Annotated in this window: 21 protein-coding genes; 11 read left to right on the top strand and 10 right to left on the bottom strand. The window is 51.5% G+C overall.

Features of this window, described 5'->3' with window-relative positions:
• Position 1 precedes the first annotated feature (1 nt).
• The 3 genes from SH302x_RS10675 to SH302x_RS10665 all read right to left on the bottom strand — a co-directional run bounded on the left by SH302x_RS10675 (position 2) and on the right by SH302x_RS10665 (position 2,877).
• Entirely contained in the window at positions 2 to 1,672 is a 1,671-nt protein-coding gene (locus tag SH302x_RS10675; protein WP_479368701.1) for a TlpA family protein disulfide reductase, read from the bottom strand.
• A 278-nt stretch (positions 1,673 to 1,950) separates the two neighbouring features.
• Positions 1,951 to 2,442 carry a chemotaxis protein CheX gene (locus SH302x_RS10670; protein ID WP_479368700.1) on the bottom strand — a complete coding sequence of 164 codons (492 nt, stop codon included), beginning with the start codon at positions 2,440 to 2,442 and terminating at the stop codon, positions 1,951 to 1,953.
• Between the two features lie 60 nt (positions 2,443 to 2,502).
• On the bottom strand, positions 2,503 to 2,877 hold the full coding sequence (locus SH302x_RS10665) for a response regulator (RefSeq protein WP_479368699.1): 375 nt from the start codon (positions 2,875 to 2,877) through the stop codon (positions 2,503 to 2,505).
• Between the two features lie 454 nt (positions 2,878 to 3,331).
• Between SH302x_RS10665 and SH302x_RS10660 the strand changes: the two genes are divergently transcribed.
• The 10 genes from SH302x_RS10660 to SH302x_RS10615 all read left to right on the top strand — a co-directional run bounded on the left by SH302x_RS10660 (position 3,332) and on the right by SH302x_RS10615 (position 16,194).
• On the top strand, positions 3,332 to 6,073 hold the full coding sequence (locus SH302x_RS10660; protein ID WP_479368698.1) for a chemotaxis protein CheW: 2,742 nt from the start codon (positions 3,332 to 3,334) through the stop codon (positions 6,071 to 6,073).
• Between the two features lie 92 nt (positions 6,074 to 6,165).
• Positions 6,166 to 6,603 carry a chemotaxis protein CheW gene (locus tag SH302x_RS10655; protein WP_479368697.1) on the top strand — a complete coding sequence of 146 codons (438 nt, stop codon included), beginning with the start codon at positions 6,166 to 6,168 and terminating at the stop codon, positions 6,601 to 6,603.
• A 53-nt stretch (positions 6,604 to 6,656) separates the two neighbouring features.
• Positions 6,657 to 8,741, top strand: a complete 2,085-nt coding sequence (locus SH302x_RS10650) for a methyl-accepting chemotaxis protein (protein ID WP_479368696.1) — start codon at positions 6,657 to 6,659, stop codon at positions 8,739 to 8,741.
• 190 nt (positions 8,742 to 8,931) lie between these two features.
• Positions 8,932 to 9,300 (top strand): response regulator, encoded by a 369-nt coding sequence (locus SH302x_RS10645; protein ID WP_479368695.1) that lies wholly within the window; start codon positions 8,932 to 8,934, stop codon positions 9,298 to 9,300.
• 1 nt (position 9,301) lies between these two features.
• Complete coding sequence (locus SH302x_RS10640) at positions 9,302 to 10,435, top strand: protein-glutamate methylesterase/protein-glutamine glutaminase (protein WP_479368694.1); 1,134 nt, start codon at positions 9,302 to 9,304, stop codon at positions 10,433 to 10,435.
• An 81-nt stretch (positions 10,436 to 10,516) separates the two neighbouring features.
• A complete protein-coding gene (locus SH302x_RS10635; RefSeq protein WP_479368693.1) occupies positions 10,517 to 11,341 on the top strand; it encodes a CheR family methyltransferase in 825 nt (274 codons plus the stop codon).
• A 57-nt stretch (positions 11,342 to 11,398) separates the two neighbouring features.
• Positions 11,399 to 11,854, top strand: a complete 456-nt coding sequence (locus SH302x_RS10630) for a chemotaxis protein CheX (RefSeq protein WP_479368692.1) — start codon at positions 11,399 to 11,401, stop codon at positions 11,852 to 11,854.
• A 323-nt stretch (positions 11,855 to 12,177) separates the two neighbouring features.
• Positions 12,178 to 13,233 (top strand): Flp pilus assembly protein CpaB, encoded by a 1,056-nt coding sequence (gene cpaB, locus SH302x_RS10625; RefSeq protein ID WP_479368691.1) that lies wholly within the window; start codon positions 12,178 to 12,180, stop codon positions 13,231 to 13,233.
• A gap of 192 nt (positions 13,234 to 13,425) precedes the next feature.
• On the top strand, positions 13,426 to 14,913 hold the full coding sequence (locus SH302x_RS10620; RefSeq protein WP_479368690.1) for a type II and III secretion system protein family protein: 1,488 nt from the start codon (positions 13,426 to 13,428) through the stop codon (positions 14,911 to 14,913).
• Between the two features lie 45 nt (positions 14,914 to 14,958).
• On the top strand, positions 14,959 to 16,194 hold the full coding sequence (locus SH302x_RS10615; protein WP_479368689.1) for a CpaE/TadZ family protein: 1,236 nt from the start codon (positions 14,959 to 14,961) through the stop codon (positions 16,192 to 16,194).
• A gap of 152 nt (positions 16,195 to 16,346) precedes the next feature.
• On the opposite strand, the gene topA is transcribed toward SH302x_RS10615, so the two are convergent.
• The 7 genes from topA to SH302x_RS10580 all read right to left on the bottom strand — a co-directional run bounded on the left by topA (position 16,347) and on the right by SH302x_RS10580 (position 25,484).
• Positions 16,347 to 19,106, bottom strand: a complete 2,760-nt coding sequence (gene topA, locus SH302x_RS10610) for a type I DNA topoisomerase (RefSeq protein ID WP_479368688.1) — start codon at positions 19,104 to 19,106, stop codon at positions 16,347 to 16,349.
• 226 nt (positions 19,107 to 19,332) lie between these two features.
• The gene (locus SH302x_RS10605; RefSeq protein WP_479368687.1) at positions 19,333 to 19,797 is read right to left on the bottom strand and encodes a gamma-glutamylcyclotransferase family protein; all 465 of its coding nucleotides are present in this window, start codon (positions 19,795 to 19,797) and stop codon (positions 19,333 to 19,335) included.
• A gap of 27 nt (positions 19,798 to 19,824) precedes the next feature.
• Positions 19,825 to 20,775, bottom strand: a complete 951-nt coding sequence (locus SH302x_RS10600; protein WP_479368686.1) for an ABC transporter permease — start codon at positions 20,773 to 20,775, stop codon at positions 19,825 to 19,827.
• A complete protein-coding gene (locus SH302x_RS10595) occupies positions 20,772 to 22,436 on the bottom strand; it encodes a sugar ABC transporter ATP-binding protein (protein WP_479368685.1) in 1,665 nt (554 codons plus the stop codon). The genes SH302x_RS10600 and SH302x_RS10595 overlap by 4 nt, the downstream gene beginning before the upstream one ends.
• Positions 22,437 to 22,469: 33 nt before the next feature.
• The gene (locus SH302x_RS10590) at positions 22,470 to 23,450 is read right to left on the bottom strand and encodes a sugar ABC transporter substrate-binding protein (protein ID WP_479368684.1); all 981 of its coding nucleotides are present in this window, start codon (positions 23,448 to 23,450) and stop codon (positions 22,470 to 22,472) included.
• Between the two features lie 49 nt (positions 23,451 to 23,499).
• Positions 23,500 to 24,414 (bottom strand): ribokinase, encoded by a 915-nt coding sequence (rbsK, locus tag SH302x_RS10585; protein ID WP_479368683.1) that lies wholly within the window; start codon positions 24,412 to 24,414, stop codon positions 23,500 to 23,502.
• The gene (locus SH302x_RS10580) at positions 24,411 to 25,484 is read right to left on the bottom strand and encodes a nucleoside hydrolase (protein ID WP_479368682.1); all 1,074 of its coding nucleotides are present in this window, start codon (positions 25,482 to 25,484) and stop codon (positions 24,411 to 24,413) included. Before SH302x_RS10580 ends, rbsK begins: the two co-directional genes overlap by 4 nt.
• Before the next feature lie 426 nt (positions 25,485 to 25,910).
• Between SH302x_RS10580 and SH302x_RS10575 the strand changes: the two genes are divergently transcribed.
• Entirely contained in the window at positions 25,911 to 26,534 is a 624-nt protein-coding gene (locus SH302x_RS10575; protein ID WP_479368681.1) for a DUF937 domain-containing protein, read from the top strand.
• Positions 26,535 to 26,570 lie beyond the last annotated feature (36 nt).

The raw sequence follows: 26,570 nt of genomic DNA, 5'->3' as shown, positions 1-26,570 counted from the left end.
CTTAGCGGAATAATGCGGCCAAGCGAGATTTTAGATCTTCGCCGTGTGTTTGCAGCCCTAGCACTTTTCCGTCGCGGTCCAAAAGTATCGAAAATGGAGTTGCTCGCAAGCCAACTTGCTGAGCGGCCAAAGTAGCAATTCCAATCCGACTTGGATTGCTACTGCGGACATTGATCCACGGCAAGTCGACGACTTGAAGTACTCCCGCCATGGCGGAGTCTGTGTCGTCCAGGTTGATGCCGACGATCTCAAAGCCATCTGCTTTGTACTGTTCATAGATGGCTCGCAACTCCGGAAACTCAGCCCGACAGGTGCTGCACCAACTGGCCCAGTACGAGACCAGTACCACTTTTCCTTGCAAGCTTCGCAAGTCAAATGGTTGCCCTTGCAGATCCGCCAGTTCGCTGAGCACCAAAGGCTGGCCAAGCATCGCGGCGTGGGTCTTGTAAGCGTCAACTTCTTGAAACGCTAACTCTCGCAACTTCTGCGAAGCAAAGTTATTAGTGTTCTGATCGATGATATCCGCGATCGCTCCGGCACTATCAAAATGCCCGGCGAACTCAAGGTTCTTGATTTCGCCAGCTAGCCACAAAAACGCCCAATCCGATCGATTACTCTGCAAGTAGCTGTCGATTGCTTTAACCAACACTCCTGGTTCTGGACGATTGGCCCGAATGGCGGAAAGCACGCTTTCAAAGCTTGCGTTGTCTGCCATCTCCATCTGCCAGATTGTATAAGCAATATTGGGATCGCTATTGGTTCGAAACGCTTCAATGGTCTTTTGGGTAACTTGGTCAGCAACATCCGTCATATTGTTGCGCTTCAAAATAGTGACAACTTGATCCATCATCTTAAATTCTGGCAGCCTTAGGCGGCTGCGATCTGCCAACACGGCGTTGACTTGTTCAAGTATGACTTCGGGCTGCCCCGATCCGCCGCTGAGGTCGTTTAGTGAGAATCCTAAAAGCACCAGCGCAGCTTGTCTCGCAACCTCCGGCGACTTAAATGTCGAGTTCTCGGAGGCGAATGCCAGGAGTTCATTAGCTCGCAAGCGATCCCCCAGCCCTGCAAGTTGCGATAAAGCTTCCATCTTGCCGAGAATGCCAAGCTCTTGATCCAACGGGCTAGTCGCTATGTTTAATAATGCCTCGGAGCTGTCAAGCTTCAGTTCGCTCAGTCGTCGCGCCTGTGCGACAAAATCACTTTGCGAGACGTTGTTCGCTTGTTGATCTAACAGCAACGATTGCAATCCACGATCGACTTTGGCAATAAAGTTAATCCAATCTTTGGGACGCCAGCTCTGCGACTGTTCCGATGAAGGCAACGTCAACGCTAGATAGTCGACACGGGTGTTCAGTGCCGATGCGTCAGAATCCCCTGCGGTTGGTACATCGATGACAGCCCCCTCTTGCGTTGAAGGCGCCGGGCCATCGGCAGAACCAGCGGAGCTAGGAGCCGCGCTTGGTTGCGTCGCATTCGCCATCGCAGACTGATCCGAGAGGGAAGCGCGCACCGGATTGCTAGTCGCTGCTGGTGGAGCGGAATCCGTACGGTCCGTCAAAGACGCCCGTACGCTATTGGATTCAGAAAACGTCGGAGTCGATTCTGTAAGCTCCGGTGAGCCTCTACCATCTGTCAGCGAAGTGCTCGGTGATTCGGGCTGTACATTCAACAATACGGATTCATCGGAGGGCGGTTCCGTTGAACGGTTACAGCCAACGCTCTTCAACGACAAAAGGCCTATCAAGAGAACTGAAGAATACTTAGTTGAAAGATTCATTTTTCGATACGTCAGCCAGAATGACTTGGAATCCTCTGACAGGGGGGCTCGCAGGTATTTTGACCTGCCCGCTCGCTATCATACCCACTGTCGCAGAATCGGGATTATTCAAAACAATCCTGATTCTACGCGATCCAAATCGTTCTTGCGATGCCGAATCGAAACGATTCTTACGACATGCTCAACGCAAGGGTCAAAGCCAATTCATGCCCCGCAAACTTATACAAGCGACGAATCGGCTTGGTTGATGATGGAAAAACAACCGATTTTCGACCGCCGCGTATGACGCTGGGCAATGACATCGAAAGATTGTAATCGGTCAATTGACGCTTAGCGGTGCCGACGACAATGTTTCCTAGCTCGCCTACTGCATCGATCACTGTCTGATCCACTTCTGCAGTCTCGTGTTCAATTAAGCCACGCGTCCACTCGATGGCCGCTTGATCCGCCAAGCTTATACAGATGATCCCTTGCAGTCCACCGACCAGTCCCAGGACAACGGTCATGGCACCATCGGCAAAACTTCCCGGTTTAATTGTATCTTCGAATTCCATCTGCTCCAGAAACTCGACTCGCTGGCCTATCATGGTCAGGATTACTTCTTGGACCGACTTGTCAAATTTTTCGATTAACTCAGCTTGCGCATCAACACATAACGACATAGGAAACTCCGAAGTTCAGTCGCCAGTCCTCACTGGCTTTGGTTCATAAAGTCAAGAGGACTAGTTTGCTTGCGTGTTGGGGAGCACGCGTTCTAGCTTTTGAGTCAGCATCTCGTTATCAAACGGTTTGACCAAATAGTCATTAACGCCTGCACTGATGGCCTTGATTACTTGGCCCTTTTCTGTCTCCGTCGTGATCATCATGATTGGCAGAGTGTGCCCAGCAGCTCGGATGGCAGTAACAAGTTCCAATCCGTTCATGTTCGGCATGTTCCAATCAGTTAACACCAAATCAAAGCCTTCGCCATTGCCGAACACAGCGAGCGCTTCGACTCCGTCAGCAGCTTCAACCACTTCATCAATCCAGAGGCTGTGTAGAGCACGCGCAATGATCTTTCGCATAACACCGGAGTCGTCGACAAGTAGTACTTTCATTTTGATCTTCCTGGAAAGGGGTTGTTCTGTTGGACTGCTGAATCTTCGCAGCTATTACTCTTTCTAGGTTGTAAATAGAATTTGGCGAATTATTTTTTGCATGATTTGCGACCATCTAGCGTTGAGTGAATCCTTATCGACATTGTACGGCGGCGTTGGCTCTCTATGGAGCGGTTGCGTCACTCCAACGAATGCATCTTACGTTTAACAAAATACGGGGTTGCCCTTAGAAATTGCGACTTATTCCTCAGTCGACTGTCGGCATAACCCCTACAGACTGTCCAGTGGTGTGGCAATCCGAAAGAATTTCCTAAAGGTTAAGGTTAAAGCAATCGTAGATCTTTGTTTAGTCGCAAATGTGAATCTATGTTTCTGCGGCAAAATTATTCTACTGGACGCACGATCTATCAGCGTCCGGTTATTGGTCTCGCTCTTAAGCTTTAGGAAACTAGTAATGAGTTTTGAGGACGCTGAACTACTGAAAGAGTTTGTAGTTGAGTCGCAAGAGCATCTTTCGGATGTTGAAAGCAAATTGCTCACTTTGGAAGAGCAAGGAGACCTCATGGATGTGGGATTGGTCAATAACGTTTTTCGTGCAGTGCACTCGATCAAAGGTGCAGCGGGCTTCATGGGTCTCTCCACATTAGAAAGCCTGGCGCACCGCGAAGAGGAAGTGCTCAATCGACTGCGCAACAAAGACCTGCGCCCAACCTCTGAAGTCATCAACGTTCTACTACGAGCAACCGATCGCCTGAAGAACCTGCTTGACTCCATTGAAACCTCCAACGAAATGGACGTCGCGGAGCATGTCGCAGCCTTGGAACGCATCCTGCATGGCGAACAACTCGATGCGCCCGGCATTGGCGGTCAGGAAGAGAGTGCAGCAGCCCAGTCGCCGGTTGCGGGTCTGTCGCAAGACGCTCTGCGAGAGTTCTTGGTCGAGAGTTTCGACAACCTTGAACAGCTTGAGCGAGACTTGATGAAACTAGAGCGAAACGCGAATGATTCCGAAATCATCAACAGCGTTTTCCGTAATATACACACCATCAAAGGAACCAGTGGATTCTTGGGCTTCTCTCGGCTTGAGAAACTGACACATGCAGCCGAAGACTTGTTGGGCTTGATTCGCTCTGGACAGATCACGTTTGCTGACGAAATCGGTGCCGCCTTATTTAGCACGATCGACGCCGTGCGAGAGATGCTCAAAAGCGTTGAAGATAGCCAAGGGGAAGGCACAAATGACTATTTGGAACTGACGAACAAGTTGCATGAATTGCAGAGCCAACAAGTTTCTACGTCCACCGGTGGCAAATCGACTTCGAAGAAAGCAGCATCCCGCGGCAAGAGCACTCAGAAGACGCCAGCGAAGAACGCTGGTTCTCCTGCACCCGCCGTTTCGCCATCAAACCTAGAACCAACGCCATCGGTTCCAGCTTCGCCGATCGTAGCGCAGCAGAACGACACAGCAGCTAGCTCGCAGACCAAGGATCAGTCCGCAGTGAAGGCGACTGGGCAGGACTCAAGTATTGCGGAGAGCTCTATTCGAGTTGATGTATCGTTACTGGACAAACTGATGACCTGCGTCGGTGAACTGGTGCTCGCACGCAATCAAGTTTTGCAGTTCAGCAACGGCTTCGACGACAACGTACTACACGCTACTTCCCAACGCTTGAACATTATCACGACGGAACTGCAGGAAAGTGTCATGAAGACACGCATGCAACCCATCGGAAACGTTTGGAGCAAGTTCCCCCGCTTGGTACGCGATCTGGCTGTCATATGCGAGAAGCAAGTTCGCATTGAAATGGAAGGCAAGGAAACCGAACTTGATAAAACCATTATCGAAGCGATTAAAGACCCGCTGACTCACTTGGTCCGCAACACTGTGGATCACGGGATCGAGAAGCCTGACGTACGCGTCAAGAATGGGAAGAATGCAGAGGGTTGCCTCACCCTGCGAGCCTACCATGAAGGCGGCCAAGTCAATATCGAGATCTCCGATGATGGCGCAGGATTGAATTTGGAACGCATTCGCGCTAAAGCAATCGAAAAGAGCCTGATTACCGCAGAACATGCAGCCCGATTGGGCGAAAGGGAAATCGCTCAGTTGATCTTCCTGCCAGGCTTCTCAACCGCCGAAAAAGTATCCAACGTGTCAGGCCGTGGCGTCGGCATGGACGTGGTGAAGACCAATATCGAAAAGATTGGTGGAACCGTCGATCTACAAACTCAACCGGGTTACGGGACCACGATCAAAATCAAGATCCCTTTGACCTTGGCAATCATCCCTGCGTTGATCGTAACCAACGATTCCAATCGGTATGCCATTCCTCAAGTCAATCTCCTGGAACTGGTTCGATTAGATGGCCAAGATGCTATCGATCAAATCGAGTGGATCCAAGGAGCTCCTGTCTATCGCCTGCGAGACAGACTGCTGCCATTGGTCTACTTGTGCGAAGTGCTCAAGTCCGGCGACCACGCTTCGATGCGAGCGAATTCTGACTCATTGAACATTGTGGTATTGCGGGCCGACGATCAGCAGTTTGGCTTGGTTGTCGATCGCATCAACGACTCCGAAGAGATCGTCGTCAAGCCGCTAAGCAAACAACTCAAAGGAATTCCTGTCTACTCTGGAACTACCATTATGGGTGACGGCAAAGTGGCACTCATTATGGACGTCCTGGGACTAGCTCACAATGCACACGTCATCTCGCAAAATCGTGACCGGTCGATGAATGACCATAGCGACCGTTCAGCAGTGAAATCAAATCAAAGCGAAACGTTGCTAGTCGTTGGAGTTGGTGAGTCGGCGCGTTGCTCCATGCCGCTCTCGCAAGTGACCCGCCTTGAGAAGCTGAGCAAGTCGGAAGTTGAACATTCTAACCACCAGGAAGTGATTCAGTATCGTGGAGAGATCCTGCCGCTGATTCGGCTGAGTTCCGCGCTAGGCATTGCAAGTATGGAGAACTTTGCCAGTAACGATATGGACATTGTTGTTTACTCCGAAGGCAATCGATGCGTGGGAGTAGTCGTCGATCGAATCATCGACATTGTCGATACCTGCGTTCGCTTTACGCGTTCCAACGGCCAACCAGGCCTTCTGGGATCGGCAATCATTTCCGAACACGTGACCGACATGCTGGACCTTTCGGCTGTCATGCGGCAAGTTGATCCATCCCTATTCGAGAATTCGTAGTTTCAGCCGCATGCGAGTCCATATTTCGTCTCGCGTGCCCAATTTCAACATCCACGCAAACCCCGTACATCTACAGAATCTAAGCATTCATCATGGTAGCCCTAAGACAGCTTTGCACGTTCTATCTTGACGATCAATATTTTGGCGTCGATGCACAATCCGTTCAGGAAGTCATTCGATACCAAGAGATGACAACAGTTCAACTAACGCCCGAATGCGTGCGTGGCTTGATCAATCTGCGTGGTCAGATTGTGACAGCGATTGATATGCGCAAACGACTTGGAATGCCAGAACGTTGTAAGTCCAAGCTGCCAATGAACGTTGTAGTACGCAGCGACGATGGTGCAGTCAGTTTGCTAGTTGATCGCATCGGTGATGTGATTGAAGTATCTGATGATATTTTTGAACTACCGCCGGAAACGGCGATTGGAGCTGCCTGCGACTTGATCAGCGGCGCGTACAAACTGAACCAAAAACTGCTTCTGGTTCTCAACACAAGTGAAGCAGTAAATTTGTCTTCTAACGAATAATCATCCACTTCTCCGTACAAACTCCCTTTCCACTTCTTTACCGAGGTTTTTTCATGTCTATGTTTCGCAACCTGTCGATGACAGGCAAGCTGCTTCTGTTGGCCGGTGTATTTGCCGGAGGATTCATGTTATTTGCATGTGTTGCTTACAACACATTGAATACCATTAAGATTGATGGTCCGCAATACAACAAGATTGTTGCGGATAAAGACTTGATGGCAGACATTCTGCCACCACCAGCGTTCATTATCGAATCGTATTTGGTGTCTCGCCAGTTTCGCGAAGCACAAGATTCCAATACGGTCAACGAGTTGATCACGCGCTACAACCGCCTGAAAGACGAATTCAATGCGTCTCTAGCAAACTGGACAGGTTCGATAGAAGATGCTCGACTCAAGGATGCGTTCCTGGGTAAGGCTCAGTCAGCCGCGCGAGACTTCTTTGCAACTTTTGACAAGGAACTGATTCCAGCCGCTAAGCGGATGGACAAGAAGACCATCGACAGCTTGATTGCGAACGAATTAACGGACGCTTTCAACGACCACTTTGCCGCGATCAACGCAACCGTCGAACGCAACAAGGAAATTGAAGCAGCGGACCAAGCACTCGCTACTGCGACCGTAGTTTCGCGCACTCGCGCACTGTTCCTGATCGGCTTGGCAGTAATCTCCAGTTTAATTGGCTTTACGTTGTGGCTCCGCAAGGGTATTGCCGCACAGGAGTTAATTAACTTTGATTATGCAGGGCAAATTAAGGCCTTGGACCGCTCCCAAGCCGTGATCGAGTTTGACCCGACCGGTAAGATCCTTACTGCCAATGCGAATTTCCTAGGTGCCTTAGGCTACACGCTGGACGAGATCAAAGGTCGACATCACAGCATGTTCGTTCATGATGAATACCGTTCGTCGCGAGAGTACTCGGAATTCTGGCCTAGCCTTGCGAGCGGTCAGTTCCGCAGCGGCGAATTCGAGCGTTTTGCTAAGGGCAACCGTAGCATCTGGATCAACGCAAGTTACAACCCGATTACCGACTCAAGTGGCAAGGTGATTAAAGTCGTCAAATTCGCAAGCGATATCACGCCGATTAAGCATGCTGAATTCGAATTGCGACGCAAAGTCAACCATATCCTCGAAGTGGTTGAGGCCGCTTCCAAGGGTGATTTGACTCGGGATATCGAAGTTACTGGCGACGATGCAATCGGTCATATGGCTCAAAGCTTGGATCACTTCTTCCATGACCTGCGAGGCAGTATCTCCTCGATCGCGGAGAACGCAACGGCACTAGCCGGTGCATCCGAAGAACTTTCGGCCGTCAGTTCGCAGATGAGCGGTAACGCTCAAGAAACCTCCACGCAAGCTGTGCTGGTATCTGCAGCATCCGAACAAGTGAGTACGAACGTTTCAACTGTCGCTACCGGCGTCGAAGAAATGAACATGGCGATCCGCGAGATCGCGAAGAACGCTTCGGATGCAGCTCGCGTTTCCCAACAAGCAGTCAACGTTGCGAATATCACGAATGCCACCATCGGCAAACTGGGCGAAAGCTCGGCCGAAATCGGTAAGGTTGTGAAAGTGATCACTTCGATCGCCGAGCAAACGAACCTGTTGGCTTTGAACGCTACGATTGAAGCCGCACGAGCTGGCGAAGCTGGCAAGGGATTCGCCGTTGTGGCCAACGAAGTCAAAGAATTGGCGAAAGAAACTGCGAAAGCAACCGAAGATATCAGCCATAAGATCGAAGCGATTCAAGCTGATACAACGGGGGCCGTCGATGCCATTCGCCAGATCAGCGAAGTGATCAATCAGATCAACGACATCTCCAATACGATTGCAAGTGCTGTTGAAGAACAAACTGCAACTGCAAACGAAATGGGACGTAACGTTTCGGAAGCTTCGAAGGGATCCAGTGAAATCGCTGAGAATATTACCGCGGTTGCCTCGGCTGCTCAAAGCACCTCGCAAGGTGCAAGCAACAGTCAGGAAGCGGCTGTTGAACTAAGCCGCATGGCTTCGGAACTGCAGCAATTGGTCAATCGATTCAAGTTCCAGAAGGACCAGTTGAGCACCCACGTGAACTCCGGGCGGTCCAACGCTCGTGACTCAAAGCCGCGTAACAACAACAGCTACCAAAACGTGTAGTTAACTCCGCTGTCGACCTTCCGCCTCGAGCCTAATCGCTCGAGGCGGAATGGACGGCGAGCTCTCCGACAATCCCATATTCGTGACCTAGACTGGATTGTCTCCCCCAGCGGCCTTTGAACCCCGACCGCTCAGGGACACGATCCTCATCCAATTACGTCAATGTTAAATTTTTTACAGAAAGCAGACCATGCGAGCCCTAGTAATTGACGACTCTCGAGCCATACGACGAATCATCGGCGAGATGCTGAGAGATATAGGCTTCGAAGTTACCGAAGCGTGCAACGGACTTGATGCGTTGCAAAAACTCGATGAGTTTGGCAAACCAGATATCGCTCTTGTCGACTGGAACATGCCTGAAATGAATGGACTCGAATTTATCAAAGCGGTGCGAGCCAAGAGCGAGTATGGCGACCTGCCTTTGATGATGGTTACCACTGAAACCGAAATGGAACGAATGGCCGCTGCGTTTGTCGCAGGTGTCAACGAATATGTCATGAAACCATTTGATCGTGAAACGATCATGGAAAAGCTGCAGATCCTCGGCGTAGGTGTATAAAGTGTTTCGAAAAATCAAAGTACTCGTCGTCGACGACTCTACCGTGATCCGCAGATTACTGTCTGATTCCATCAGCAGCGATCCCGCGATTGACGTCGTAGGAGTGGCGGCAAATGGAAAGATCGCTTTAGCGAAGATCCCGCAACTGAATCCAGACGTGATTACACTGGATATCGAAATGCCGGAAATGGACGGGTTGGCAACCTTGTTGGAACTACGCAAGCAGTATCCAAAGTTGCCAGTGATCATGTTCAGTACTTTGACGCAGCGTGGAGCAGAAGCAACGCTCGAGGCACTCTCTCGTGGTGCCAGTGATTACGTTACTAAGCCGGCCAACGTCGGAAGCGTAACCGAAGCGATGCAGAATGTGCGAAACGAACTTGTTCCAAAGATCAAAGGACTGTGTTCATGGTTTCGTGATACCAATGCGCCTCCAGCACTCGCTGTTCCACGATTGCCCAGACCGCTTGCGCAGCCAAACGCAAACCAAAACAGCACACAACTCAAAACCAACCGTATCGATGCTGTCGTGATCGGCGTTTCCACCGGCGGCCCAAACGCGTTGCAGACGGTGATACCAGCTCTACCTCAGTCATTACCGGTGCCGGTCTTCATCGTCCAGCATATGCCGCCCATCTTTACCAAGCACTTGGCAGATCGGCTGAACCAACTCAGCAAATTGCAAGTCTTCGAAAGCCAACAAGGCGAGACCGTGCATGAAGGAGGTGTTTGGCTTGCACCAGGCGACTTCCACATGACCATCGTTCGCGAAGGTACCGCAATTAAAACACAACTCAGCAAGGGTACACCCGAGAATTCGTGTCGACCAGCGGTCGACGTCTTATTCCGATCGGCGGCAGAGATCTATGGTGCCAATGTCCTGGCTGTCGTACTAACCGGCATGGGCCAAGATGGGATGCGCGGTTGCCAAACCGTCAAATTGAATGGCGGCCGCACCATGGCTCAAGATGAAAAGTCCAGCATCGTCTGGGGCATGCCGGCGGCCGTCGCCAATGCAGGGCTGGCCGACCAAGTCCTGCCGCTTAACAGGATTGCTGAAGAGATCACAAAAGCTTGCAGTGTTGGAAGAACACCCAGCCGCGATGCAAACTGCAACGCGATGGCAAAGTGCTAACACGCTCAACAGAAGCCGACTAAGAAGAATAAATAATCGACCCTTGATCGTATAGATAAACAGAAAGTTATCGGATTCACCATGACCACCGCAACGATTGACGCTCCTGCGTTCGAATACATACGCAAATTAGTCCTCGAAAAATCTGCCATTGTATTGCAGGAGTCCAAGACCTATCTAATCGAAGCTCGATTATCACCCGTGGCTCGCGAGCATGGGCTAACAAACGTTCAGCAACTCGTGGACAAAGTCCGCGCTACCAACGATCGCCGCATTATTCAACAAATCGTTGAAGCGATGACGACCAACGAGACTAGTTTCTTCCGAGATCTGCATCCTTTCGAAGCACTCAAAGCTCAACTGATTCCCGAGTTGATTCTCAAACGAGCCAGTGAGCGCAAGCTTACAATCTGGTCCAACGCCTGTTCAAGCGGCCAAGAGATCTACTCGATCGCCATGCTGCTCCGGGATAACTTTCCACAGCTATCCGGCTGGAACGTTCAACTGATCGCCAGTGACCTTTCAACTCAGATTCTTGATAAAGCCAAAAGCGGGATCTTCAATCAAACCGAAGTCAACCGCGGTCTGCCCATGCCGATGCTGCTTAAAAACTTTACCAAGCAAGGCCTGAACTGGCAGATCAAAGAAGAAATTCGCAAGTTGGTCAGCTTTCGAGTGATCAACTTAATCGAACCGTTTCCTGTCATGCCTAAAGTAGATATTGTCTTTCTGCGGAATGTCTTGATCTACTTTGACACAGAAACAAAAGCAAAGATCTTGTCTAAAGTCCAACAAGTGATTCAACCTGATGGCTATCTGTTCCTCGGAGGAGCGGAGACGACTTTGGGACTGACCAGCACCTTCAAACGTGTGGCAGTTCAAAAAGCTGTCGCCTATCAACTTTAGCAAGACTCTACTTTCCAGTTCGCAATTCAACTTTCAAATCCAAAACGGAGATTTACCGTGCTACCAAGTAACGACGATATCGTATCCATCACTCAAAGCGTTATGGCCACGATGGTCAATATTGATGCGACTGTGTCAGACCAACCCAGAACTGAGATTGAAGAACCGATGTTCGGTTGCGTCAAGATCAATGGCGCTTGGCGTGGCTCGGTCATTGTGCAGACCAATGAAGAACTCGTACGTCAAATCGGCGCCGCCATGCTAGCCATGCCAGCCGATGATCTTGTGATGATGGATTTAATCGATGTTCTCTCAGAGATCACCAACATGATCGGTGGAAACATCAAGAGCCAAGTGGCTGGTCCTTCGGTACTTTCCATCCCCTGCGTCGCCAAGAAAGATATCGACATTAAGCCCAGCACTGGATGGCATGCGGTCAACTGCATTCCAATGCTCTGCAACAACGAGCCGTTAAACATCTTGTTGTTGGAAGCGGACGACCAATTGAACTAATGCCGCTCGCAGCTTAAATCAGTTGAACGTGTCACGAAGACTTTAGCGTCTGCGAAGTCTGTGGCCGTGTGCTAGGAAATTCAAAAGTTTACTGGAATGGATCTTCGATACAGGGAAGACGGCTAGATAGCTATTCACACTTGTTTCTTACCAAACATCACTCTGTGGTGTCTTGTAAGCTAGGCTGGTGATAGCTACCGATCCCGTACAGGATCACATTCGCACGGACGCGCGGTAAACCTCTGATTGGTCAATGAATCGATTTCATCGATGCAAATCAGCGGAGCACGTTTCAGTCAATCGACTCAGAAAGACGTCCACGAATGAACACCAAACTGATATTTTTACTCATGCTCGCACTTGGCTGCGGCACTCTTGCAGCAGTTGCTGGTACGCAACTGATGAATTCTCAAACAGGCCCAGCCCCTCAAGTCGCACTGACCGAAATTTTGGTTGCGTCGGAGAATCTCGTTCACGGTGCCAAGATTACCGGAGAACGCTTTAAAGCGGAAAAGTGGCCTGCTGATCGAGTTCCAAAGGGAGCGGTAACGTCGCTAAAGGACGTCGAAGGCAAATTCACGAATCAACCTTTGTATGCTGGCGAACCACTATTGGAACGCAAGATTATCAATAGCGTGGATTTCGTTTCGACGAAGATTCCGGCCGGCTACAAAGTATTTGATATTCCGATCGGCGATAGCGATTACATTCGCCCAGGTGACCACGTCGACGTTTTCGGCTACTTCCAAAAAAGCAGCACTATCTCGCAAACGCGATCGCTGCGTGTACTGCAAAATGTAACGGTCTTGATGGTCGATGGTGTGGCTGTCCGCGAAATGGAAGATTCCGCAAAGCGTTCTGCGCGAACTGCACAGTTGCTGATCAAGGATAGCCAATATGAAGCTTTGACTACGGCCGCCAATCTCGGCAAACTCAGAATGGCTTTATGCGGCTTAAATGTAACTGAGCAAGACGATAGCTCGACAGACAACGGCACCGAGTTCTTATCGTGGGTCGAGAACAGCGTCCGTGGCCAATCTTTGCCCGACGGCGTTGCTCCACCAATTCCAGCTCCACCAGCCATTGAAAAGTTTGTTAGCGTTCCCGCCGAACCGGTCGCTGAACGAGAACAACACTCAATGGTAATCTACAGCGGCGGTATCGCGCATGAGTACCGTTGGCACGACGACGAGTTGCCAGTCGAAGTGGGAGCCAAGGTTGGCGCTATGCCTCCAGCGGTTCTTGGCAAGTCAAACTCGACCCCACCCGGAAAGTTTACCGGGACCAATACTGGTTGGGATCCAACTAATCGAGATTGGACAGAAAGCGACTTCAACTCGGCACCCGCATTAGCCGATCCTAGTCTGGAAACCCCATAGTCTTAGCGCGATCTGCTGTCGAATTGCTGGCATTCACTCAAGTGAGCCAGCATTTCTCGCAACCGTGGAAGGAAGACCAAGGGGAATTGCTAAACAAGCGGCGAGGGTTTCGCACGTCAGTTATTGCAATATAAACAAGTGGCCGGTTCTGTGCCGTTGAACTGGTTACGATTCACAGGGACGTGAATGGTGATGAAGAAAAGTGTTTTGCCTCGCTGCCTATCAATCGCACTGGCAATGATTGCGCTGATCACCTTGACCGGTAAGCCGGCCTGGGCTCAGAACGCAAACCAAGCTGGCCGAATGGATTTATCCAAGCCTCAGCAGGGATTGGTCACCATCCAAGAACGCGAGTCGCGGCTGGAGATGATCATCAATTCAAGCCAAATCTTGAAGGTCAACGGCGACATCACTCGCGCTAATGTCCACAACGACGCTCTGTTAGAAGTGAAGCCTGTTAGTCGCGATCAAATGTTGGTGTCAGCCAAAGCGACCGGCTTCAGCCAAGTGGACCTCTATGGGCCCGATGGCAATGTGTATAACGTCCAGATTACGGTTATCGGGGACGCACGCGAGCTCGAGTCGATTCTGCGCACAGAATTCCCTTCATCCGCCATCTCGGTCCGCCCCATTCAGAACGCAGTTATTCTGAGCGGCAGCGTTGTTTCCGACATCCATGTGGCCTCCGCAGTCCAAATCGCTCAACAATACTATCCCACCGTCATCAACCGCATCGAAGTTCTAGGTGTGCATACGGTCATGCTGCATGTGCAGATCATGGAAGTGTCGCGCACCAAGCTTCGCCAGGCTGGCGTCGACTGGGGCCTGGGCTTTGGTGATGATTTCGTGCAACAGTCTGTCAGCGGTCTATTGTCGCCAGGGGGCACAACCGGCGCTATCGCATCTGCTGGGAATGAAACGTTCAAGGTAGGAGTGGTCAACGGTGGCAACTCCTTCTTCTCCTATCTGCGACTGTTAAAACAGAATAACCTCGTGAAAGTGCTCGCCGATCCAACTTTGACGGCCGTCGACGGCCGCCCAGCATCTTTCAACAGCGGTGGTGAGTTTCCCGTATTAGTCCCAGCCGGTCTGGGACAAGTCGGCGTCGAGTTTCGCGAGTTCGGAACACGCCTGGACTTCGTCGCCAAGGTCCGCGGTGACGGCATGATCCACTTGGAAGTCCGCCCGATGATCAGCGAAGTGGATGATTCGCGATCGGTGACCGTCAATGGTATCAGTGTGCCAGGCCTGCGTTCGCGCTACGTTGAAACGGGCGTCGACATGCGAGCCGGACAAACACTGGCCCTGGCTGGGTTGTTGCAAGTCCGTACCGAAGCACGCGTGACCGGTATCCCATTGTTGTCGGACATTCCTTACCTGGGCGTGATGTTCCGCGATGTCCGCGAAGTCCAGAACGAAGTGGAATTGCTGATCACGGTCACGCCGGACTTTGCCGCAGGAATGGATCCGGCAGAAGTTCCGCAAACATGGCCAGGACATAACTCAGTCTCGCCAAACGACAAAGAGCTTTACCTTCGCGGTTATATCGAAGTTCCCAACACTTGCAATGAAAATTGCCAAGAGCCCATGAGTGGGGTGCCAGCCATGCAGATCTCACATCCTGTCCAAGGCTCGACACAGTTCTACCCTGCGGACATGGGCCAGCAAGGTTTTAGATAAGTCTTTTCAGATATTGAATCATCGCAAGCAAACCATTGAGGATTTATGAGTAACATTCTGCGTCTAGCAATCGTCGATCCAAAAGACGATACGCGCGAGCGAATGAAGTCCATCTTACTAGGATTGGACATCGTTTGGTTAGAAGCCGAGTGCTCGCGGTATGAGTTCTTTGCCGATGTCGTTAGCGAAGCTACGCCGGATATCGGTATTTTGAATATCGATTCGGATAGCGACAAGGCTTTGAAGCTGATTGAAAAGCTGCGACATGATACGCCTGACTGCGATTTGATCGTTGTTTCGAAAAATTTAGAAGGCCCTACGATCCTGCGAGCGATGCGTGCGGGAGCGAAAGAATTTTTAACGTTGCCAATCAACCTGGAAGAATTGGCCTCCGCATTACGACGTATTCAAGATGCACGCTTCGGCAGCACTCACGGCAAGTCGCGTAACTGCCAAATGATTGCCGTGGCCGGAGCCACCGGCGGCGTCGGCTGCACTTCCATTGCGATTAACATTGGCTGCAATCTAGCTTCCAACCCGGCGAACTCCGTGGTGTTGGTCGACTTGGATTTAGCGTTGGGCGATGCGGACGTGTTCCTCGACTCGATACCTGACTTTAGCCTGTTGGACGTGACCGAGAACGTCGCGCGATTGGACTTCCAACTGTTAAGAAAAAGTTTAACAAAGCATTCCTCTGGTTTGCATCTGCTGCCCCGACCAGTGCAACTGCAGGACTGCGCTGAAATCACATCGGAAAGCATTCGTCGCGTCTTCGGACTGTTGCGAGCATCGTTCTCGCACGTGGTTCTCGATATTTCTAAATCCTTCACGCTGGTCGATCAAACAGCACTTGAATTGGCCGATGAAGTCCTGTTGATCGTACAACTGGATTTGCCATGCTTGCGAAACATGGTGCGGTTGCTGATGAGCTTCCAAGAGATGGAGCACATTCGCGACAAAGTTAAAGTCGTAGTGAACCGAATGGGTTTGGACAGCGGACAAATCAGCTTGAAGAAAGCGCGGGAGACGTTGGGACGCGATGTGTTCCATCAAGTGCCGAATGACTACCGCACCATGATTGAGATGCGCAACAATGGCGTGCCTTTGATCATGCAAGCACCCAAAGCGCCGATAACATTGTCGATCCTCGAGCTAACTCGATTGCTCAGCACCGATGGCGCGGAAGATGAAGCCAATGACACTGATGCACAAAACAAGGTCGTCGCAGGCAGTGCCAGTTGGATGTCATTCTTCAACGGTCGCTCAAAAGCCAAGAAGTAGCGTGGTTGTTATCTACTTAGGCAATCGCTCGAAATTGGAGTACCGTACGACGGACTTCCAAGTCAGTCGATACTTCAACGGACAAAGATGTCCGTTGGTACAATTATTCTGAGCAGTTGCCTTAGCCAATCGACGTGTGGCGAGGGAGGCGGTTATTGATCGTCTTCCTCGTATGAGTCTTGGTCTACTTCCGCTTGGCTCGCGTTCGCAGATGATTTTTTGGTGACCTTTTTGGACGCCTTTTTAGCGCCCTTCTTTGACGCTTTCTTCGCAGCCTTTTTCGCCGCCTTCTTCGCGCTCTTGGCAGACTTGCCTTTTTTCGGCGCAGCGGCAGCTCGCTCGGCTAGTAACGCAACCGCCTGCTCGAAAGTGAACTCCTCCGGATTTGAATCCTTAGGCAACGTGGCGTTGGTTTCCCCATCGGTGACATACATGCCGTATTTGCCATCGCGAATTTCGATCGCTTTTCCAGTGATCGGTGACTCTGCAAACGTTTTCACTGGCGGCGTCGCGACCCGTCCACCGCGGCCGACTTTCGGCGAGTTGACCAGTTCGACTGCCTGCTCCAACGTAATCTCGTAGACGTCAATATGCTTGGGAATCGAACGGAATTCGGACCCCTTCTTTACGTAGGGACCGAATCGACCAATCGCAGCCGTCAGCTTAGTTCCATCGGGATGTTCGCCTAACTCGCGCGGCAAAGAAAGATACCGCAAGGCAAGTTCGACGGTGACTTCTTCTGGCGGTTGCTCTTTAGGAATCGAAGCGATGCGATACCCATCTTCGTCTTTGACGCCTAATTGCACATAGGGCCCATAGCGCCCGATCTTAACGAAAATCGAATGGCCCGATTTGGGATCGATGCCCAGCGGTTGGTCACCAGCGGCTTGCTGATCCAGTAGCTGCAAAGCGGTTTCGACATTGATCTCGTCGGGCGCAAGATCCGGCGGTATGCTCGCCTTGCGAGCGCCTTGCTCTAGAAACGGACCAAACTTACCGACGCGGACCAGAATGTCTTCCTGAAATTCGCCCGCCGCAGGTTTGCCGATTAGATACGAGCAGGCTTCGCGCGGGTCAATCTCTTCAATCTTGCTTTCCAGCAGAGGCTTCAGGCCACCGACCTTGGGATCTCCAACTGCGGCGCCATCCGCTGTACTGCCGAAGTAAAACTCTTGCAGGTAAGTCTGATTCTCGCGTTCTTGGCGACTAATCTCGTCCAGGTGGTCTTCCATCTGAGCCGTGAATTGGTAGTTCACCAAGTTCGAAAAATTCTCCTCCAACAATCGAATGACCGCAAAGGCCGTCCAACTGGGAACCAGCGCGGGGCCTTTCTTAAATACATAATCTCGATATTGAATCGTTTCGATAATCGATGCATACGTACTTGGGCGACCGATCCCGCGTTCTTCCAGTGCGGCTGTCAGCGAAGCTTCGGTAAACCTTGCAGGGGGCTGCGTGGTATGAGACAGCGAACGCATCTCGGCGACATCCAGCGATTCATCTTGGGATAAATCCGGCAGCAGTTTTTCTTTCTGAGCCAGTTCGGCTTCGGGATCATCGCTGCCTTCCACGTAAGCTCGCAAGAAGCCTTCGAATTCAATGCTTGTTCCGGAGGCTTGGAACAAGGCCCCTTCGCCCTCGACGATCACGGTTACACGACGTTTGCGAGCGTCGGCCATTTGCGAAGCGATCGTCCGTTTCCAAATCAGCTCAAACAAACGAAACTGATCGTAATTCAATTCCCCACGCAGTGACTCAGGCAACTGGAAAGGATGCCCTGCAGGTCGAATCGCTTCGTGAGCCTCCTGCGCATTTTTCACCTTGGTCGCATAAGTCCGTTCGGAAGGATGCAAGAACGTCTCGCCGTACTGTGAACGAACCAAAGTTCGTGCCGCATCCACCGCCACCTTGGCCAACGTAGTGGAGTCGGTACGCATGTAAGTGATGTAGCCGTTCTCATACAAGCTCTGCGCGGTCCGCATGGTTTGTTTGGCAGTAAAGCCCAGCTTGCGGCCCGCTTCCTGTTGCAGCGTGCTGGTTGTGAAGGGCGGCTTTGGACGCTCGACAAATGGCTTCACATCGACCGATTTCACACGAAACTTGCCGTTGCGAATCTTATCCCTTAGCGATTCAGCAGCCGCTTGATCAAGCAACAAGAACTTGTCATCTTTGAGCTTGCCCGTCGCGGAATCAAAGTCCTTCCCGACCGGTAATTTCTGGCCATTGTATTCCATCAAGCTGGCTGTAAATTTCGCGCCAGTTCGCGTCGAAAAATCCGCATTCAAATCAAAATAGGTTGCGGAATGAAACGCCATACGATCGCGTTCACGATCGACAATTAAACGTACCGCGACACTCTGTACCCGCCCCGCCGACAAATTGCGAGCGATCTTGCGCCACAGCAACTGAGACACATCGTAGCCATACAGGCGATCCAAGATGCGACGCGTTTCTTGCGCTTTGACTAATCCGACATCGATCTGTCGCGTCGTCTGCAGAGCGTTCTGGATCGCTTCCTTCGTGATTTCATGAAACACCAAACGATGCACAGGCACCTTAGGTTTGAGAACCTCATGCAAATGCCACGAGATCGCTTCCCCTTCGCGGTCTTCGTCCGTCGCCAGATACAATTCGTCTGCGTCCTTCAAAGCTTCCTTCAAGCGCGAGACTTGTTTCTTCTTTTCGGGCGGTACAACGTAGACCGGTTCAAAATTTTGATCAACATTGACGCACAAATAAGCCCAAGGTTCCGACTTGTATTTCTCCGGGAGATCTTTTCGCCCGCCGGGTAAATCGCGGATATGCCCAATCGAGGCCTCGACCTTGTACCCTTTTCCCAGGTATTTGGCGATCGTCTTGGCCTTGGCTGGTGATTCGACGATCACAAGAGCTTTTTTGTTAGCAACACTCATTGATTATTGAACTACTTATATCCTAAAACCGCCACTCATTCCCACAACGGCCGGTAGTCGCAAGCGACCTGGATCGGCTCCCTTGAACGTTTTCAAGTATGCTTCTATAAGCGATCCTAATCGTTACGTCTACCATGTCTTGCTGGAGAAGTTCCACTTGGAGCTGAAAATTCTGGACCTTCAAGCGCTTGTGGTTTTGAAAATTTTGCCCAAAATGTCAAGACACCTAGCGGCCCGTGTCGCTTCTGACTGCGACATGATTGCGCCACGAGGAACAAGGCGTTCCCCAGAAATCAGCGTTGCTCGGAACGCTTGCATAGACATTGCCTAATTGAAGCACCAGACTACTGCGTGCCAGAAAGTACGCCCACGCGTGGACCGTTTCATTCCGCGTCGTCACTTGCACCAACTGTCTGATATATAGACTGTTTTCCGGTGCATGTGGCCAGTACTCCTCGAAATAATCCAACGTTTCCATGGTGGAAGTCCAATGCTCCGGTGCGATGCAGTGCAATTCCCCAAGCACTCGTCCTTGCCCTGCGACGATGCCTGGGTAAGGCCCCAAATCGTACATTTCCGCGGCGATCGTTCCGGGTTCGATCCTTTGAGCCGCAAACGGCCACACCGAACAGTTCGATTGACCGCCCATCAGTGAGCCATAAACAAACAAAGAGTTGTATTGTACTTCCATCGCTGCAACTATCTGAATTGGACTGCTTCACCGTTTTCGATGACGCAAAGAATCGATAAGGACCGCCACCACGATGACGCCACCGGTCACAATGCGTTTCATGGGGTCCGACACGCCCAACTGAGCTAAGCCTGTTTGTAGCACAGAAACGATCAACACGCCAAAAAAAGTGCTAACCACCGAGCCCTGCCCGCCGCGCAAGCTGGTTCCGCCAATGACACAGGCTGCAATCGCCGCCAACTCCAAGCCATTGCCCGCATTTGGATCCGCTGTCGCCAATCGCGAAGTTTGCAAGATCGCCCCCACACCACACAATAGTCCGCTCATGCCAAAAACAGTGACCACGTATGGCAACACGGCCACACCGGACATTCGAGCAGTCTCCGCATTGGTTCCAATCGCTGTCACCAGTCGCCCCAACACAGTTCGATGCAAGATCACTTGGCCAACCACAACGACCGTAACTGCAAGCAAAAACGCCGGCGACACAAACATTCCCGTAATCGGTTCGGCAAGCCACTCAACTCGACTGCCAATATACTTGGACTGTGAAGCGGTCACCAAGGACGCGCCGCCCCGAGCCATCTCCAACATGCCCAACGTAACGATGAACGAAGGGATCTTAAAATAGCCACTCACAACTCCGTTAAACAACCCGCAAGCTGCTCCGCTAGCCATGCAACCTACCGCCGCCAACCACAGCGACCAATGGTAGTCGATCATCAGTACCGCAAGTACTCCGGAACATAGCGCAAGGACCGATCCAACCGACAAATCAATACCACCTATGATTAACACAAAGGTCATCCCAACGGCCACGACGGTAAGATCGGGGATCGAATTAGCGATCGTTGCTACTGTCGTGAGACTAAAAAATTTATTGCTCCGCAGACTGAAGATTGCCACCAGCATCAATAACGCGAGCAACAAGCCTCCATATTGCCACATAGCACGTAACCAAGGAATTTGACGATTCATCTCGGGCTGCCAGTCTGTTGAACACTTCGCTGCGAGTATCGCGAAAACATGGCTTCTGTAAGTGCACTTACGGAGATCCCATCTCCAGAAAACTCACCCACCCAATACCCATTCGACATGACTCCGATTCGATCGCATACTTGCAACAACTCTTCCATATCACTGCTTACCATCACAATCGCTTTGCCTTGGTCGCACAACTGCTTCATCAAATTATAGATTTGCCTTCGTGCAGAAATGTCGATACCACGAGTTGGTTCATCGAGTAAGAAAACATCCGCGCCGACATACAACCACTTGGATAAAACAACCTTCTGCTGATTGCCGCCGCTGAGCGTTTCAGCACTCTGCCATTCATCGTTGCAGCGAATACTCAGTCGTTCACGATACTGTGCCGCGATGTCCACTGCAGTGCGTCGGCGGTACCATCCCCAACCGTTGCTCGCGTTGGGCAAACCAGATCGAGCATGGCGTATCGCTCGCTGTCCCTTGGTTAATCTACCTTCGCCAGTTTGTTCAGCCGGATACTGCCGCTGAGCGATTTTCGCCACCACAATGTTATCCACGATCGCTTGACTCAACAGCAGCCCATTGTCCTTGCGATCTTCGGTGATCATAACCACGCCATTGGCCACCGCCTCGCGCGGAGATCGAAACAATTCTCGCTGACCACTAGGCGGAATATCGATTGCTCCAGAAGTCGCACGATCCGCGCCGTAAACTGCACGCAACAGTTCTGTACGTCCTGAGCCTACCAAGCCAGCAATACCCAACACTTCGCCGCGCAGGACTTCGAAACTCACGTCATGCACCAGTGGCAGCCTCGTAACGTTCATCACCCGCATCGCTACCTCCGAACTATGCAGCCTATTCTTGCTGGCAGGGGAGGGCACCGCAGCTACCGAGCTTGCTGCCCCGCGACCGATTACCGGCATTTCCGGTGTCATGAGTTCGATCATACGCTCGTGATCGAGGTCGCCGGTTAAGTAAGTTCCGATTAGTCTGCCATCGCGCAAAAAGCTGGCGCGGTCTGTCAGTCGCGTGATTTCCTCCAAACGATGACTAATGTAAAGGATCGCAACGCCGCGTTGCTTAGCCTCTTGCAAACGATCGAACAGCATATCAATCTCGCGCGATGTCAGAGTCGCGGTCGGTTCATCCAGAATCAGTACCTTACATTGGCGATACAAATTCGCTGCAATCTCTACCATCTGCTGCTGCCCAACTCCTAACTCACTCACCAAGCTGCGTGTGTCCAACGAGGTCAACCCAAAGCGATCCAGCACCTCTCGCGCTGCATGGTGAAGACGTTTGATCTGCAGCCAACCAAACTTGTTGGGCAGTCGATTGAGAAAAAGATTTTGAGCGACGTCCAGAGTTGGAAACAGTGTGAGCTCTTGCTGCACAATCTGCACGCCGCGCTGCTCTGCCTCCGACTTCCTTTGCGGGCGGTAATCTTCATCGCTCAAACGCATCGAGCCTGAGGTTGGCACCAACAAGCCCGACAACATGCGACACAGCGTACTTTTGCCCGCGCCGTTCGCACCAAGCAAGGCGTGGATTTCGCCCGCGTGAAACGAAAGGGTAACGCCGTCAACCACTCGACTTGCAAAGTCTTTCGACAATGATTCAACAGTCAGTACTGGATCGAGAGCAGTCATAAGGTTGCTGTTGGCCTTTACCCGCCGCTTGACTTACTGCTTGACGATAAGATCAACGGGCGTCTCTTTATCTGCGACTACTGCATTTGGATCGCTCAGCAATGCAAGCGCATACTCAATCCCGTAGATCGCGAGCTGATCGCCATGTTGATCGGCAGTTGCCAGCATTTTACCTTCATCAATCGCGGCTTTGGCGGCGGTGATATTATCAAATCCCACGATCAACACCTGATCGGTTTTGTTAGCTGCCTTGACCGCAGCAATTGCCCCTAAGGCCATCGAATCGTTGGCAGCCAAGATCGCTTTGACCTCAGGATGTTCACTCAACATGGAAGCTGCGATTGTGTTCGCTTGATTCATCTCCCACTGAGCACTTTGGCTATCGACGATGTTTATACCCGCAGCTTGCATCGATTGTTCGAAACCAAGTCGCCGCTGCGTGCCATTGAAGCTGGTGCGGATGCCTTCCAAGATGACCACTTGATCGCCCGGCTGTAATTTCTGAGCCAGATATTCGCCGACAGCTTTAGCACCGGTCTGATTGTTTGGGCCGACAAAGGGCACTTTCATATTTTCCTGAGCCAGGATCTCGTCGTCTAGTTTGTTATCAATGTTGATCACGACTAAACCTGCCTTTTGAGCTCTACGCAGCGCCGGAATCAAAGCCTTCGAATCCGCCGGAGCTATGACAATCGCTTGAACTCCCGACGCCACCATCTCGTCCACCAAGGCAGCTTGGCGACTGAGGTCTCGTTCATCTTTGATCCCATTGACGACCAAGTCATACTTGTCCGCATTCTCCGCTTGATGCTTGCTTGCGCCATCGGCCATAGTCGAAAAAAACTCGTTGGCCAGCGACTTCATCACCAAAGCCACTTTTGGCTTCTGCGATGACGGCGCTGTGTCAGTGCTGGCATTGGGAGCGTTGTTGGAATTGGAACTGCACCCCAGCAACACCAGGGATACCATACAAATACAACAAAGTAATCGAGCAGTTGAGGCGAGTTTTTGCATGATTTAAATTTTATTCGGAGAGGGGACTTTGCTTCAGGAAGGGGGCAGCCTAGTTTGCAATAAAGCGTTGTACATCAGCAAGCATCGGCAAAGAGGGCTGGGCACCGGAGATGGTTGCCGCATGAGCCCCAGCAGCACTCGCAAACCGAGCGGCAGTTGGCAAGTCGACGCTTTGACTTAATTGAAATGCTAACGCACCGACAAAGGCATCGCCAGCGGCCGTCGTATCGACCGCGTGCACTTCGAAAGGAGGTATCCACATCGATTCTTCCGACGTGGCAACCACCGCACCTTGGCTGCCCAAGGTTATGACCGCCGCCTTTGCACCGAGATGGCGTAACTGTTTTACCGCGTCGAGTGCGTCCGTCGTTGTGACGATCTGCATGCCCAGAATCTTCTGCGCTTCGGTATGATTGGGGCAAATCAGATCCACAGCAAACAATCGCGAATCCCATTGGCTTGGCACAGGCGCTGGATTGAGCAGCACATACTTGCTTTGCTTGGTCGCTACCGAAATGATATCGAGCACTGTCTTTACCGGAATCTCCAACTGCAAGACTACGATATCACATTCCGCGATCGCCGAATGGGCAGCATCTGTTAGCTGGACTTGTCCATTAGCACCCGGGACGACCAAGATGGAGTTTTCTCCTTGATGGTCGACCGCCACGATGGCTAAACCACTTGCGCCCGCTACTGTTTCGATAAATCGATCCTGCACATGCTCCGCAACAAGATTCGCTCGCAATAGCTGGCCAAAGTTGTCGTCTCCAACGCAAGCAATCATCGCAACGTCAGCTCCTAAACGCGCAGCACTCACCGCTTGGTTAGCCCCTTTACCACCAGGAACTTCGGTGACTTGGTCTGCCAAAATCGTTTCACCTGGCAGCGGCAGTTTCGGCGTTTGCACAACCAAGTCCATATTGATAGAGCCGCAAACACATACTCTAGGCCGACGCATCATTGAAGCTTCTTCGCTACGGGTACCGGAGGTTGGCTGGATAGTTGGACAAGTGCCTCGCGAGTCCGAATCTTTTGCTGCTCGTTCAATTTCAAATATCGATGCTTACCGTTCTCATTGGGTTCAAAAGTTGTCAGCGCATCATCGGCTACGAGAACCTCTCCAGCTTCCGAAAGATCGAAGTAATCTCGCTGGGGACGAACAGCGAAAAGCACGCTGGTAAGGTCCCATGTCGGACGGTCATGCGGTGGAGGTTGGTATGCGTAATAGGCTTGCGCCAGCGGATGATGCACCACGTAGCGGTAATCTTGTTCGATGCTCTCATGAGGATAGGTCAATGCGAGCCCAATTTCAAACCCGCTCCAGACCATCGGGACAGGTGTCCGCCGCGCGAGCTTTTGACAGGATCTGATATCCATCTGGATGTTATACTCTTTGTGGTCGTACAGTTGTCCTTTGTCGTTCCTGATCTGCTCAAAGGCACCGGCCATGAGCGAAATCAGCTTTACTTTTTGGCGGACTAGTTCTACCCCACTGAGCGAACTGTATTCATCCCCAGTGGTTTCAAGAAGATCCGCAAGATTCGTTGAAAATCCCACTTGAGCGATCACGACAGACTGATCTTCCGCTTGCGCAAGAGTCTTTCGCAACAACGCAACCGCTTGAGGCGCGTCTTTGCCGCTGTCTAAATCATGCGGATATCGCAGTTGGCCATCGTCCATCGCTTTGGCCAACCCGTTGAAGCGACCTTCGTCAGGCGTGACACCGGACGTTCGGCAAACTCCGATTGGAATCTCACCTCGACCGTAGAATGTATTGACCGCATCGACAAACGGGGCAGCCAGTTCATGGTCCTTGGTAATGGTCACCGCCAGCAATTCGCATTCACCACGCGCTTGCAAGGCATGAATCATACCCAATGCCAGAACGTCATCGACGTCGTTACCAATGTCGGTATCGAAAATCAATCGCACCGGTTCAGCCGCAACGGCACTGGTGAACCGTACTGCGTAGATCGCAAGCACTGCGAAAAAGAGCAATACGCTGAATCGAAAATAACACCGTCGTCCCATCGATAGGCCCCTCAAGAGAACAATTATCAATAACTGAGCTCGAAACCTTCACTTTAGCCACTGGCCGTGCTTTAGACGACGGGAGGACGCCATGCTGCCCAGGTTTTGTCAGATCTGCACAGGTCATGACCGCAAATCAAATTATCGAGAACCGTTGTTACCAACGCGCAGGCAGCGTTCAGTCGGGTGGTAATTGTTGGGAATTGCTTTGGAACGTCGGGTTACTCGACCAAAAAGTTCTGATTAATTTTGTACAGATGTGCCCTAGATCGATTCCTTTCTCTGCGGGTTCCCCTATAACTAAATTCTGTCCTAAAACAGGGAGTGGACCGTCGACGGCAATCAGGTCGCTGAGAAACGCCGGACCACCGCGTGCATCAGTTGCCGCGTACACCTCGTCAACTTTATTTTGGAAGGAAATCTACTATGAGTAGTAGTATGCTGGATATGATCTTGAGCCAAGTAAGCGGCGGAAAAATCGATCAAATCGCGACACAAATTGGTGCAGACCGCCAACAAACAGAAACCGCGTTGTCGGCCGCGATTCCTACGATGATCGAAGCGCTCGGACGGCAATCGACCAAGGGAACAACCGTCGACGACTTGTGTCGCAAACTGGGCGTTTCCTCCGACTCGCTCGGAGCAACCAATTCATCGCAACCAGCGGGCGGGTTTGATATCGGATCGATTCTCAAATCGCAACTTGGCGGCGCTGGTGGCGGAGGCGGCATCGCTGATATGCTCGGTGGCCTTTTTGGCCAAAAGCAGGATCGTGTCGAACAGTCGATCGGTAAATCCAGCGGTTTGAGCAGCAAGCAAATCGGTATGCTGATGGCCGTCGTTGGTCCCATGGTCATGAGCGCCCTGGCCAGTCGCGCCAAAGCGTCTAGCACCAACGACGTTGACGATGTGCTGCAACAAGAGCGCGCAGAAATTACGAAGTCTGGTGGCGGGTCGATGATTGGCCGATTGCTGGATCAAGATGGCGACGGCGACTTTGACCTAGCCGACATCATGAAGCTGGGTATGGGCAAACTGTTCTCGAAATAGAGATCCCTAAGTGCTTCATAACTGACCAAGGCGCAG

This window comes from Njordella calcicola, from assembly GCF_056494125.1.
The sequence above is the reverse complement of the archived record's forward strand: the minus strand, read 5'-3'. Positions and strand labels throughout refer to the sequence as shown.